The following is a 13,812-nucleotide window of genomic DNA, read 5'->3' on the forward strand; positions in this document are numbered from 1 at the left end:
CGAACGGTCGCCTGCTCGCTCTTGCCAGGTGTTTATGACTTCCTTCTGAAGGGACCCATGATGCAAACGATCCTTCGCAGTTCGCGCGCCACGGCGCTGTTGGCCTTTTCGCCGTTCCTGGTGGCGCCGGCGGCATTCGCCGAGCAGGCGGCGCATGTGCGCTACCAGGACATTCGAGAAGGCGCCTACTCAGTCGTTGCCCAGGTGCGAGCCAAGCCTGGAAAGGAAGACGCCCTGCGGGCGGCGACCTTGCCTCTCATTGAGCTGGTTCGCGCCGATCCCAAAAACCTGGTCTATTTTCTCCAGGAAGACCGCGCCAAGCCGGGACATTTCATCTTTTACGAGATTTTTGCCAGCCAGGCGGATTTCGACGCACATAACGCCATGCCTTATGTGCAGGAGTGGTTCGCCAAGCTTCCAGAGCTTGCCGAGGGTGGCGTCGAGGTGATGCGGATGGCGATCCTCACTATGCCCAAAAAATAAGCGGAATAGTCAGGAAGCAATCTGCGGCTTCCGCCGTGCTTGGAGATTTCACCGGTCCGGGGCTCCTGCGGCGAAATGCCCGCCGCAGTCGGCTTTCCCATGCGCCTTAGCCATTCTGCGTGTAGATTTCGGGTCATGAGCTTGTTCGAATAGCTTTTCCCGATTTTGACTCACGCGGTTGGCCGAACGATGAAATGTCCTCATTCAGAGGGGCAGGCTGATAAAGCGAACCTGCCGAGCGTACCCTCTGGCGGTTCGCCTCTGATGCAGACCGGGTTATGCCGGTGAAAGTCGCGTCTCGATCGATCGTCTCAACGAGATCAGCGAGTGGTAAGGACACCGAGTCTCCTGCGAATCGGGCTGACGCGGAGGTTTCGTTCGGGCCATATCGGTTCGATCGAGATCGGCGAATGTTGTGGGAAGGGGACGTCTTGTTGCAGGTTGGGACTCGCGCGCTGGCAATTCTGAGCGCGCTCACCGAAGCGCCCGGGCGTCTTGTCGCGAAGCGCGAACTGCTGGAGCGGGCATGGCCTGATGGCCGCGTCGACGACGCAAATCTCAAGGTACAAATTTCCGCCTTGCGAAAGGCACTTCGCGGCTGCGAGGGATTGATCAGGGCGGAATCTTCCCTGGGCTATCGCTTTCTCGGAGAAGCGGTACCTGGAGATCCGTATCCCGATGCAGAGCGGCGATGCTCCCTGGTGCCGCAGCTTCTCACCGAGCCTATCGGGCGCGACGGTGTGGTTGCGGACATCGTCGGCCTTCTCAAAGAAAGCCGGCTGGTGACCGTCCTTGGTCCCGGCGGTATCGGGAAGACAACAGTCGCGCTCGCGATTGCACATCGACTGGCCCATACCTTTGCGGATGAATCCTGCTTCGTCGATCTCAGCAGGATTGCGCGCGACGATCAGATCAGTGAAGCGGTTGCGCGCGCACTGGGCTCTCCGGTCGGGGAGGCGCCGCCTGCCCTTGAGCAGATACAGGCCGCGCTGCAGGCGAGACGACTTCTTCTGGTGATCGACTCCTGCGAACACGTAGCCGATGCGATCGCGTTGCTGGTCGAGCAGGTTCTGGGCTTCTCCAATGAGGTCTGGATACTGGTAACATCCCGGGAATCCCTGAGGGTTGCAGCTGAGTTCGTCTGGCACCTCGAGCCGCTGGAAGTACCGCCGCCCTCTTTGATGGATAACGCGGCGAATGCTGCGCGATACTCCGCAGTTCAGCTCTTCCTGAGGGCCGCGGCCGAAGTTTCGGACGGCTTTACGTTGAACGACGAGATCGCGCCGACCATCGTCGAGGTTTGTCGGCGTCTGGACGGAATTCCCCGGGCGATCGAAATGACGGCTTCCATGGTCGCCACCCGCGACATTGGCGAGCTTCGCCGCCGCCTGGATCAGCGCTTGCCCTTACTGGAGTTCGATCGCCAGGGCGACAACCTGCTGCACGATTCTCTTTTCTCGATCCTTCGCTGGCGGTGCGATCTTCTTCCGTTCAACGAGCAAGCGGTGCTGCGCCGTTTGGCGCTCTTCGCCGGTGCATTCACCCTCGATGCTGCGGTCGCGGTTGCGGCTGATGACGTTACGGATGCGTCTGTCGTTCGCGAAGCGGTTGTCGCGCTCGCCAATAAATCCTTCCTGATCGTAAATCATCAGATCAGTCCTCCAGAATACCGCCTTTTCGAGACCATGCGAGCGTACGTGGTGAGCCCCAGGGAGGAGGGGAATATGCCACGGGGCGGCTCGATCTGAGTCAGAATTGCTAACGCGTGAGAACCTGACGCCCGAGCGCTGGCATGAGCATCAGGGTGCGTTGATCCCGGCGAGGAGAGCTTGAGCCCGCACGAGGAACGGTACACGTGACCTGTCCTGCAAATTGGATAGAAGATCGACAAGTGCATTGCGGGCGGCCTGCGGTCGCCCTGCCTCAAGCTCAAACTCGGCGAGGCCGACGGCGGCCTCGCATTCATAGAGATAGAAATCGTGCTGCTTGCTAAGTTCGATTGCTTGGCTGAATAGCTCGCGTGCCGTATCGACATCGCCAGGCCGGTTACGAGCAATGAGTACCTTGGCGAGGATTGGGTGATGCTTGCCGATGAGGCGAACATCGGATGGGCCCAGGCACTGGCTCATCGCCTTCGCAAGTGCAGATTCTGCACCGTCCAGATCGCCAACAATTCGTCGAGCGTCCGCGAGTTCAACCCACAAGATCGGATGAAGAGATCCGGTTTTGATTATAAACTCATCTGCCAGGCAGGACGTCAGGATGCGCTCTGCGGATCTAGCGTCTTCGTCTGCATATCTGAGAAGAAGCGCTCGAAATGCCTCGGCAACCGCATGCCAAGGCCGGTAGTGTCGCGACACTTCCTCCAGTTTTTGCAGGCAGCTGCGTGCCCGCTGAAATTCCCCCGACGATATGTTTACCCATGTGGCACCTTGGGCAAGAACAAAATAGGTGGTTGTCAGATGTCCCTTCGCCTCGGCTTCGTCTATCGCTGTGTTCGAAAGCGACAATGCCTGGTCACAATACCCCATGTAGTGCTTGGCAAGTGCCAACCCGATCTTGCAAGAGATGAACGAGTCGATTCCTCCGAAATACAGGTAGGCGCTTCTGGAAATCGACGGGCAGTCCTGCAGGAACGTCTGGAACCGCTGATGAGCTGATCGTATGGCAGAGTTTTCGAAGTCGTTGAATGCGGATATCCGTTGCAGAAGATAGTGCACATCAGGGTTGTTGGATCGCTCTGCTGCCTTGGCAAAGGCCTCGAGATAGTGTGTGGCCTGGCGGCGGGTTAGAAGCGTACTCTGAATAATGCCGTAGAGGGCTCGCAGCTCCAGGAAATCATCTTCTGCAGCCTGCGCCGCCTGCCAGGCGCGCTCATACAAGCTCGCTCCCTCGAACCCCGGAAGGTATACCTGCGCGGATGCGAGTGATACCAGCAAGCGAGGCCGCACTGCTGCATCAAATGCGGAGCTGCCATCGACGAGGTGAAATGCCCGGGTTAGATAAGGGACCCCTTGAACCAACGAGGTGAGTGCAAGCCAAAGCCGTTCCGCGGCGATTGCAAGTTTTACGCCGAGTTGAGGATCGGAGGAAAACGTCCAATCCAGAGCCACCCGAACCTCGTCCAGGTAACCCCGCATTTTCGCGTTCTCGGATGCGTCGTCATAGAGGTCCCAGTCGATGCCGTCGAGCAGCCGGAGGAAGTATTCCGCGTGACGTCTTTGCGCTATGTCGCCTTCGGAGAAGTCCAGCTGAGCTACATAAGCTCTGGTCGTATCCAGCAGACGATACTCCGCATATGTCGATTCCGGGTCGAAGGAGAGAAGTGAGCGGCGCGACAGGCTCGTAATGGCGTCGCGCGCAGCGGATGCGCTGAGCTGATCGCCGCTTGCCACAGCGGTGCCGGCGTCAAGCGAGAAGGTTCCGGCAAAGCAAGCGATTTGGCGAAGGGCGAACTGTTCTGCTTGGGACAGCAGATTATAGCTCCAGTCGATCGTTGAGAACAGCGACCGTTGACGGGGAACGACGCTTCTTCGATCGATATTGATCACCGACGATTTTTCGTTGAGGCTGCGTAGTGCTTCCTCGAAGCCAAGCACCGCGGCAATCGAGGCGGCAATTTCAATTGCCAGCGGGATGCCGTCAAGCCGTCGGCAAATCTCTGCGACGGCAGCAGCGCTGCGATTGTCGAAATGCAGTTTCGCCCCTCGCTGATGGAGGCACTTCAAGAACAACTGGACTGACGAGTAGGTCTTGATGTCGTCCGCGTGCGTTTCGGTAGCCTTTGGGGGAACTGTGAGGGGGGCGAGTCGCCAGACAGCCTCGTCATCAAGCTGCAGCGGCTCTCGCGTCGTAACGAGAACATCTACGTGCGCGGTGCTGACGAGCAAGGCGTCAACGAGTTTCGCCACTGGACCAAGCACATGCTCGCAACAGTCCAGGATCAGAAGCATCCGCCTGTCGTGGAGGCCCAGCACGATTTGTTCGATGCCGGGCCAGTCTGTTACCCTTAATCCGATCGCATTCGCCAATGCGGTGTAGACGAAGTCAATCGAGGATATCCTGCCAAGATCGACAAAGCAGACGCCATCGGCGTAGTTTGCGGCCCGGTCATTTGCGACCTGCAATGCGATCGTCGTTTTCCCGATGCCACCCGACCCAAGGATCGTCACAAGTCGTCGGCTATTGAAAAGCTCGTGAATCCCATCCGCTGCCGCCTCGCGGCCGATCGGCTTCACGATAATTCCTGGGATGCCGAACCGAGGCTGGTTTTCAGAGCGAGGAGGGGCCGGCTTTTTCACAACCACATCGGCGTCGAAACGGTAGCCCTGAGACGGATCAGCTTGAATTGCGCCGCCGTAATCACGCAGGGCCTTTCTCAGTCCTGAGATTTGCACCCGCAAATTGCTTTGATCAACGTGCAAGCCTGGCCATGCGCTTTTGATCAGGGTGCTCCGACTGACGGTTACGCCGGGTGCTTCAAGGAGGACTTGCAGGATCGCTAACGCGCGAGCGCCAAGCCTAACCGGGACGCTTCCGTCCCATAGCGTATGGGTAGCCGCGTCAAAGCGGAACAGCCCGAAGAATATCTCCCGGTTCACCATCGCACCTGCTTGGGTCCCATATCGCGCGGCGCACTGTAGGGGCATTGCCTCAGGTTTGCTTCCAGAATATCCGGGATGTCCGTTAATGGCTGCCGCCCTTAACGGACGTCGATGCTGGGGCGGACTGCCTCCGGTACCGGGGGTAGAGCGGACGTGGAGTAGGGCAGATCACACCCTGGTTCGACCAGACTGAGAGTATTTGGGGCGAGCTTGCCAAGCCCAGCAGGAACATTGCCTCTGTTTGTTGCGGGTGTCGAAATTCGACTCCGGGGCAATCGACATCCTCCTCGCAGCGCTTCTCCCTGCATAAATGCGCTCCTGACCGCCGCTGAGGCGTGCCGCGACTTGCGTGGGGGACGTGGCGTCTCGATCCCCAGGGCACATTTGGTTGGGGTCGAGGATGGGTGGACGTGCTGCCCTTCAGTTCGCCCTTGATTTCAAGCGATTATACTATTCTCGCAGAAATAGTATAACGGACACGTTCTTCTTTCATCCCATTCTTCTTTCATCCCATTGAGAGTGCAGGGTAAATCATTGGAATCGCAAGACTATCGTTTCTCCGTGCCCCCATGATGGATTGGAGCGAAAGTGCAATTCTTTCAAATGATTAGAGCGCCGCGTGTGCACGACGTGTGCACTGGGCAAGAGAGAAATCTATTAATGGCAAATCTGAGCAGCTCTCTCCGAGGCGTGTTGTAGACGTCGGGATGCGTGCGACGCGGACGGATCGGATTGATTGGAGCAGAATGCTCCGCTTTCGATCGAGAAGCTGAACTCACTCTTCTGGTGTGGAGAACGGGACCGATCTTCGTCTTTGCCGGCGGGGCAGGGGCGCGCCTTCAGGATGCCGTCCAGATCTACGCGCTCATCTGCGCAAGCGCCCGGTCCTCGCGCGGCAAGTCGAGCCGGTCCCAGACATCGATCAGCGCCGTGGCGAGCGCTTCGATCATGTCGTCGTCGTGATGGGGCGAAGGCGTGATGCGCAGCCGCTCCGTACCGCGCGGCACGGTCGGGTAGTTGATCGGCTGGATATAGATTCCATGCTCGGTGAGCAGGAGGTCACTTGCCTCCTTGCAGTACTCTGGATCGCCGACGAGGACGGGTATGATGTGCGTCTCGCTCGGCATGACCGGGAGCTCGGCCGCCCTAAGTACTGCCTTCGTGCGCGCTACGCGGCGCTGATGCTGCTCGCGCTCCCCGTTGGAGCTCTTGAGGTGGCGAATTGCTGTGGTTGCTGCGGCACAAATCGGCGGCGGAAGGGCTGTGGTGAAAATAAAGCCAGGCGCGTATGAGCGCACCGCATCAATCAGCGCGGCATCGCCCGCAATGTATCCGCCAAGACAGCCGAAAGCCTTGGCAAGCGTTCCCTCGATGACGTCGACGCGGTGCGCCGCGCCCGCGCGTTCCGTGATGCCGCCGCCGCGCGAGCCATACAGGCCGACCGCATGCACCTCGTCGCAATAGGTCATCGCGTCGTAACGCTTGGCAAGATCGCAAATGCCGTTGATGGGGGCGACGTCACCATCCATGGAATAGAGGCTCTCAAACACGATCAGCTTCGGCCGTTGGGGCTCGACCTGTTTGAGCAGCTCTTCGAGGTGGCCGAGATCGTTGTGACGCCAGATATGCTTCTCCGTCCCCGACTGGCGCACGCCCTCGATCATCGAGTTGTGATTGAGCGCGTCGGACAGAATCGTGCAGCCGGTCATTAGCCGGGCAATCGTTGCAATTCCGGTCTGGTTCGAGACGTAACCGGAAGTGAACACTAGCGCCGCCTCCTTGCCGTGCAGGTCGGCCAACTCGCGCTCAAGCTCGACCAGTGGATGACTGGTGCCGGCGATGTTACGCGTGCCGCCCGCGCCGGTGCCCATGCGGATCGCGGTCTCGACCATGGCGCCGATCACTTTCGGGTGCTGCCCCATCGCGAGGTAGTCGTTGGAACACCAGATCACGACGCTGCGTGGGCCCGCAGGCGAGTGCCAGATGGCGCGGGGATAGCGCCCGGCGATGCGCTCAAGATCGGCAAAGACGCGGTAGCGCCGTTCGTCCCGTAACTGCGCGAGGGCGTGAAGGAAATAGCTGTCGTAATTCATGACAGCCTTCCCGGCTGCGACGCTCTCATTGGCCGTGCAATTCCTTGGTCAGGACGAGCTCTCATTGCGTTGATCATCCCCGATGACTTGCATTCTAGCGCGCCTTTGCCATGGCGCCGCGCACCGCCTCGGCGATGCGGTCGCCTGGCGTGTTGGCGTCGAACCCGCGCGCGAATTTGCCTTCAGGGTCCATCAGGTAGAGATAGGTGCTGTGGTCCATGAGATCGTTCTTAGCGTCTGGCCCGCTCTTATGAGGTGCGTAGTAGACCCCATACTCCTGGGCAACGGCAGCGATCTGCTGCGGCGTGCCCGTGAGCCCGACGATCCTCGGATCAAATGAGTGGGTGTAGTTCCCCATGACGGCCGACGTATCGCGCTGCGGATCGACTGTGATGAACAACGGTTGGAGCTTGTCGGCGTCGGGGCCGAGATCCTCGAGCGCGGCGGCAATCTCAAGGAGTGCCGTCGGGCAGCTATCTGGGCACGAAGTGAAGCCGAAATAGACCAGAAGCCATTTCCCACGGTAGGTCTGATCCGTGACCGTCGTACCGTCAGGTGAGGTGAGGGTGAACGGACCGCCGATTGTCACCGGCGAGTTAGCTCCGCGTACGAGCGGTTGACTCAACACCAAGACGGTCGCGACAGCAATGCCAAAAGGCATTGCCCGCCCGAGGTGCGAAAATATGGGACGGCGACGCATCAGATGCCTCCCCGCGACGGTGCTTATCCGCCACAAACCTCCGTCTCGTTTCAGCAGGTGTTTCTTAGACGATTTTTGCCCTCAGGCTTCATAAGCTTTGCTTAAGGTTTCGAAAAGGAGTTCTGATTTTCCTAACCCCCGTAAATGGCGGTTAGCTCTCGATGAATTTTCGTGCGGACATCAAAGATCAAGAGAGTGCTGTGATGACTGGCTTAGCCATGAAGTGGCTGATCGGGGCGTCGTCGATGGTCGCGGCGGTGGCAACGCCGCTCCCGGCGCCAGCCTACGAAGCGGGCCCGGTCGCGGGCGGCGGATCGATCACCGGCAAGGTCGTATTCAACGGACCCCCCGGCACCCGAAAGGTAATTCCGACAAAGGACATCGAGGTCTGCGGCGGCCCCTACGAGGAGACGCTCATCCAGGTCGGGCCGGACAAGGCGGTGCAGAACGCCGTCGTGTACCTGACCGATATCGCGAAAGGAAAAGCCTGGCCTGCGGACGCCAAGAAGCCGGAGATCGACAACAAGAAGTGCAAATTCGAACCCAACATTCAGGTGATACGCGTGGGTGGGCTGGATGTCGTCAACAGCGATCCGATGCTCCACAACACGCACGGCTATTACGGCAAGCGCACGGTGTTCAACCTCGCTCTCCCCAACCAGGGTCAGCGGATTCCTGTCGAGTTGCCGCGGCCGGGTGAGGTGCGCATCGATTGTGACGCACATGGCTGGATGGAAGCGTTTATCTATGTCGCCGACAATCCCTACTACGCCGTCACCGGCGCCGACGGCAAATTCACCATCTCCGACATTCCGGCCGGAAACTACAAGCTGCTCGTGTACCACCCCTTCACTGGTCCAAACGAGCAGGCGGTGACCGTTGCGGCGGGGAAGCCGAGCGATCTGAACATCGAACTGAAGAAGGGCGCCTCTTCGATCCAGGGCGGCTCCGGCAAGTAACGGGTTTTGCGGCTCTACTTGCGACAATCGAGCCGAAGAAATGTGGTGAGGACGCGGACGGTCGGGACCGCGTCGCGTGAGAGGAGCGACGCCTTGTAATGACCCATCGCAAGGGAGGAAACCCATGTCCGAGCTTGAGCGCGATCGGCGTGAAATGGCCGCGGTGCTCCAACAGCCCGGGGTGCGTCCTGACCCCTCGCTGCGGATTACCCGGCGCACCTTTGTTCACAAATCATGTCTCGTCGGAGCCGCGACCGTAGCGGAGACCTTCGCCTGGTGGCCGCTGCTCAACACCCTCGACGTCGCTTATGCGGCGGAGGCGCCATTCAAGTTTGCCTGGATTTCCGACACCCATCTCTATCCGAAATCACTCAATACGCGCTTCGTCGAGAAGACGGTGCGTGCCGCCAAGGAGGTACAGGCCATGAGTCCTCCGGCCGACTTCCTGATCTTCGGCGGCGACCTGGCCCAACTTGGCAAGGTCGAGGAACTCGAGCTCGGGGTGGAGCTCTTGAAAGAAGTCAACATCCGCAAGGTCTTCATCCCCGGCGAGCACGATTGGTACCTCGATATGGGCAAGAAATGGGGCGAGCTGTTCGGTCAGCCCCACTGGACCTTCGACCACAAGGGCGTGCGGTTTATCGGGCTCGACACCGTCAGTCGCGGCCCGGACTATTGGACGGCGAGGAAAATGAGTCCCGAGGAGCGCATGGGGCACATGGCCACGCTCGACGGAACAGTCGCCGGCGCGTGGGCAGGCGTGGGCCGCGATCAGCTCGACTGGCTGCAGAAGACGCTTGCCAATTGGGATCGGAATCGGCCGGTCGTCATCTTCAGCCACAATCCGCTCTACGAGTACTATCCGCCGTGGAACTTCTGGGTGCGGGATTGGCGCGAGGTGAACGAGGTGCTCAAGCCCTACACCAAAGTCACCAACATTCACGGTCACACGCATCAGGTGCTCTATAACGAAATCGGCACCATGCGCTCGATCGGCATGCTGGCAACCTCATGGCCTTGGCCTTACGCCCCGGAGGGAGTGCCGAAGCTGACGAAGCCGATGATCCGGGTCGACCCTGGTGATCACTTCGACGGGGTCGGTTGGGCTAAGATCGACGTCAGCGCCGAGGACAAAGTCGACGCCGAATACATGATGTGGCGCAAGCAGGTGTACGCGCAGTCACCGGATGACTATGCGAAGAGCATTACCGAGGTTTTGCGGCCTCGGATCGCCGACAACATGTGGCCATACTAGGAGAATGGTCATGACCGCGCCCATTACACGTTTCATCCTGTTCCGCGCCGCCCCGGCGGTAGCGCTTGCCGTTATGGTCGGCCCTGCGACTGCACACAAGGACCCAGTGACGCCGCAGCTGCTGAAGGCCTACCAGGAAGTGTTCATGGAGCAGGTCCGCAAGGGCGACTTGCTGTTCCATGGCGATGCCAAAACCGAGGAGGCGATGGGGGTCGTGTTGTCTAAGACGGGAATGGCGTGTGCTATGTGCCATCCGATGACTGCCGATACCCACCCCGCCACGTTCCCGAAGTTCCAGGCGCAGATGGCCAAGTTCGCGACGCTGCGCGACATGATCAATTGGTGCATCGAGAAGCCCAACCAGGGAGAAAAGATCGCCGATGACTCGGAAGCGATGAAGGCTTTGGAAGCCTACATCTACTGGTCGCAGAGCGGCACGGTCTTGAACCCGGGCAAGTTTTGATTTCGATTTTGCGAAGTGGAGGCTTCTAGCGCGGGTCAGTGCTATCGAAGCTGCATCCGCCTGAGAGCAGGAGAGAATGCATTAGCGGACAGGCAAGGGGAATGCTTTATGGCGGAAGTGTTTCCTGCAGAGAGATTGCGGGGCAGGTTCAGCGGGATCAATCTGGATGATCTGGTCGATTGGCGCGTAGTCCGAACCTGGCTTTACTTTGGCATGTTCTGGCTCCTCGTCACGCCTTCGGTCGGCGTGGCAATCTCGGGTCTCTTCAACTATCCGGACTACCTTGGAACCAATAATCTAGGGCTGACCTTTGGCCGGCTGCGGCCGGTTCATGTCAATGGCGTCATCTTCGGCGCCTTTTCGGCCCTCTTCATCGGCGAATGTCACTATTTGGTCCCGCGCCTCTGCGGCGTGCGGGTACCATGGCCACAATGGGGCGTACCGCTGGCATGGCTGTACAACATCAGCCTGGCGGCGGGGCTGATCTCGCTGCCTTTTGCGCAGAACCATGGTCTGGAGGCAGGCGAGCTTCCGCTCTTCGCAGAGATTCCCATCTTCATCGTCATCGCGGCGACGACGGCACAGTTCCTCTTCACCATCGCGCAACGACTCGAGGCGCCGCTCTATGTGGCGCTCTGGTATCTCATTGGGGCCTTCGTATGGACGACGATGAATCTGCTGCTGGGCAGCTTTATCCTCCCCTACACGATTCCAGGCATTAACAGCGCCGCGTTCCACGGCCTCTACATCCACTACATTGTCGGATTATGGATCACGCCCGCAGGCTACGTGCTCATCTACTATTTCCTGCCGGTTAGTGTGCGCAATCCGCTCTACGCACACCAGCTGTCGCTGGTGGGCTTCTGGTCGCTCGCGCTGTTCTATCCCTTCGTTGGCATCCACCATTATCTGTATAGCCCGATCGCCGATTGGACCGAGACTCTCGCGATCATCACCTCCATGTTGCTGATCATTCCCGTGTGGACGGTGCTCGTGAATTTCTTCGGCACCGTGAAGGGGCGTTGGGATGGTTTCGGCAAGAATCTCCCGGCAAAGTTCCTGATCATGGGATCGCTGATGTACCTGGCCGGTTGCTTCCAGGGCTCGACTGAGGCGTTGCGGTCGATCCAGCAGCCCACCCATTTCACCGATTTTGTGATCTCGCACTCACACCTCACGGTTTTCGGCACATTCGTGGTCTGGGCGATGGGCGGTCTGATTTACGTGTGGCCGCGCGCCTTCAAACGCGAGCTTTGGTCATGGACGCTTGGCAACTGGTCGTTCTGGCTAATCACTGTCGGTATTTCCACCATGGGTCTGGTGCTGACCGCCGGCGGTCTGCAGCAAGGCTTCGAATGGATGAATGGCACCGAGTGGCTCGATACGGTGGTCCGGATGAAAGCCTATTGGCTGGTGCGTACTCTCAGCGGCATCACGATGGACATCGGGATGTCCCTGCTCGTCTTCAATCTTATGATGACCGCGCTCAGTCGACCGGCCGAGGAAAGAGAGCCCATCGCAGCCCCAGGTGCAGCCCCGATTCCCGCCGGAGGGCAAGCTGAATGAGTGCGCGCTTTGTCGCTCTGGTAGCCGGGGTTTTCTTCTTCTTCCTTGCCGTGGTCACCCAGGGCATCCTACCCTTTATTGAGCCGACGGCGCGGACGACCGACGTGACCGCCGTGGTCCGCACCGATTTTGGTCAGCTCAAATGGATGGTGACCGAGGCCACTGATTATACGCCGCTGCAGCAGCTCGGTCGCCAGGTGTATCTGCGCGAGGGGTGTTGGTACTGCCATTCGCAATACGTCCGTCCGGTGACCGGCGAGACGCGCCGTTGGGGTCCGGTCTCCGAAGCAGGCGAATACGCCTTCGATGTGCCTCACCTATGGGGCACGCGGCGTATCGGGCCGGATCTGACGCGGGTCGGGCTCAAGTTCAGCGACGAATGGCATCTCGCGCATTTCTGGAATCCGCGAATGCTCTCGCCCGATTCGAATATGGCGCCTTTTCGGGGACTGTTCGAGACGCCCGCGGAACGAGTCAAGATTGTCGATGACGGAGCTGGTAATCGTAGCCTGGAACGAACGCCCGTTACTGAGAAGCTCTTCGCATTCGAAAGCAAGGAGCAGGTCAAGCTCACGCCGAACGCCGATGGACTTCTGTTTGTGCCGATGGCGGCGCGCGGCAAGGCTCCGATCATCTGGACACCGAATAAGGAATATACCGGCGACACAGTCAACATCGCCGCCGAGACAGAAGCGCTGCAGGGGCTCATCGCTTATCTTCAAAAACTTGGCATGAATCGTGGCAAGTGGCGGGACCTGTTTGAGCCGCAAAAGCTCGAAGTTACGGATGCCACGGTGCCACGATCGAGCGAATGGATCACCTACGGCAAAGAGGTCTATCAGCGGCGATGCCTCGGCTGCCACGGGGAGAGCGGCGACGGTAATGGACCGGCTGCCACCTTTATGTACAAGCAGCGCCCGAGGAGCTTCGCCGCGGCCGTTTTCAAGTTCAGGCTGACCAAGGAGCCGTTGCCGACCGATGGCGACCTTCTGCGCACCATTACACGCGGCGTTCGGGGCACGGCGATGCCCGCCTGGCACGAGCTGCATATAATCGACCGCCTCGCTGTCATTCAGTACATCAAGTACGAGCTGGCGGTCGACCGCGCCGATGCGGCAAAGCCTTATGCCTATTTCAAGGAGGAACCGCCAGGTCCGCCCCTGTACATCGGGCGGCCGCCTGTTCCGTCTGAGCAGATGCTCACTCGCGCCAAGGATGTGTGGCAGAGTGCAAAGTGTTGGGAGTGTCATGGTCAGACCGGGAAGGGCGATGGCGAAAAGGCTCCTGGTCTGAAGGACGATCTGGGCTTTCCGAGCCCTCCAGCGGACCTTACTGCCGGCCAGTTCAAGTCAGGTCCTACCGTTGAGGACATCTTCCGCACCATGACGACCGGGTTGAGCGGCACGCCCATGCCATCCTACCGGGATCCGCTGTCGGAAGAGGACCGCTGGGCGCTCTCCTACTACGTGCTTGCGCTGTCGGCCTACAAGGATCCGCTGTCGGGTGAGCCGCTGCCGATCGCCCCCAATGATCGCAGGGCGCTCAACGATCCCGCGCTTGATGCCGATACGCCGGACAAAGCCTACGTCCCAAGCGGCCGCGCCGCAGCGAGCCGCGGTGGCGCTCACATCCTGGCCGGCCGCAACGGGAACAGCGTCGCCGAGCAGCAGGCCGGCAAGGAGTAATGAG

General features: G+C 59.6%; 10 protein-coding genes. 7 read left to right on the forward strand and 3 right to left on the reverse strand.

Annotated features, from left to right (window positions below):
• Positions 1-60 precede the first annotated feature (60 nt).
• Both LMTR13_RS14105 and LMTR13_RS14110 read left to right on the forward strand, forming a co-directional pair.
• Positions 61-483 carry a putative quinol monooxygenase gene (locus LMTR13_RS14105; RefSeq protein ID WP_065732677.1) on the forward strand — a complete coding sequence of 141 codons (423 nt, stop codon included), beginning with the start codon at positions 61-63 and terminating at the stop codon, positions 481-483.
• Positions 484-893: 410 nt separating this feature from the next.
• Positions 894-2,231 (forward strand): ATP-binding protein, encoded by a 1,338-nt coding sequence (locus tag LMTR13_RS14110; protein ID WP_065728406.1) that lies wholly within the window; start codon positions 894-896, stop codon positions 2,229-2,231.
• A gap of 51 nt (positions 2,232-2,282) precedes the next feature.
• On the opposite strand, the gene LMTR13_RS14115 is transcribed toward LMTR13_RS14110, so the two are convergent.
• From LMTR13_RS14115 to LMTR13_RS14125, 3 genes are all read right to left on the reverse strand, one after another.
• Positions 2,283-5,087, reverse strand: coding sequence for an ATP-binding protein (locus LMTR13_RS14115; protein WP_197521103.1), 2,805 nt, complete (start codon positions 5,085-5,087; stop codon positions 2,283-2,285).
• Positions 5,088-5,944: 857 nt separating this feature from the next.
• Complete coding sequence (gene hemA / locus LMTR13_RS14120) at positions 5,945-7,180, reverse strand: 5-aminolevulinate synthase (RefSeq protein WP_065728408.1); 1,236 nt, start codon at positions 7,178-7,180, stop codon at positions 5,945-5,947.
• Between the two features lie 94 nt (positions 7,181-7,274).
• Positions 7,275-7,880 carry an SCO family protein gene (locus tag LMTR13_RS14125; protein ID WP_065728409.1) on the reverse strand — a complete coding sequence of 202 codons (606 nt, stop codon included), beginning with the start codon at positions 7,878-7,880 and terminating at the stop codon, positions 7,275-7,277.
• A 203-nt stretch (positions 7,881-8,083) separates the two neighbouring features.
• On the opposite strand from LMTR13_RS14125, the gene LMTR13_RS14130 reads away from it, so the two are divergent.
• The 5 genes from LMTR13_RS14130 to LMTR13_RS14150 all read left to right on the forward strand — a co-directional run bounded on the left by LMTR13_RS14130 (position 8,084) and on the right by LMTR13_RS14150 (position 13,808).
• Entirely contained in the window at positions 8,084-8,839 is a 756-nt protein-coding gene (locus LMTR13_RS14130) for a carboxypeptidase regulatory-like domain-containing protein (protein WP_083219450.1), read from the forward strand.
• A 124-nt stretch (positions 8,840-8,963) separates the two neighbouring features.
• Positions 8,964-10,094, forward strand: coding sequence for a metallophosphoesterase family protein (locus LMTR13_RS14135; protein WP_065728410.1), 1,131 nt, complete (start codon positions 8,964-8,966; stop codon positions 10,092-10,094).
• A gap of 10 nt (positions 10,095-10,104) precedes the next feature.
• On the forward strand, positions 10,105-10,557 hold the full coding sequence (locus tag LMTR13_RS14140) for a c-type cytochrome (protein WP_236843382.1): 453 nt from the start codon (positions 10,105-10,107) through the stop codon (positions 10,555-10,557).
• A 108-nt stretch (positions 10,558-10,665) separates the two neighbouring features.
• Positions 10,666-12,123 (forward strand): cbb3-type cytochrome c oxidase subunit I, encoded by a 1,458-nt coding sequence (locus LMTR13_RS14145; RefSeq protein WP_065728412.1) that lies wholly within the window; start codon positions 10,666-10,668, stop codon positions 12,121-12,123.
• Positions 12,120-13,808 (forward strand): cbb3-type cytochrome c oxidase subunit II, encoded by a 1,689-nt coding sequence (locus LMTR13_RS14150; RefSeq protein ID WP_083219036.1) that lies wholly within the window; start codon positions 12,120-12,122, stop codon positions 13,806-13,808. The genes LMTR13_RS14145 and LMTR13_RS14150 overlap by 4 nt, the downstream gene beginning before the upstream one ends.
• The last annotated feature ends 4 nt before the right edge of the window (positions 13,809-13,812 follow it).

This window comes from Bradyrhizobium icense, assembly GCF_001693385.1.
In the GTDB taxonomy this organism is placed as follows: Bacteria; Pseudomonadota; Alphaproteobacteria; order Rhizobiales; family Xanthobacteraceae; genus Bradyrhizobium; species Bradyrhizobium icense.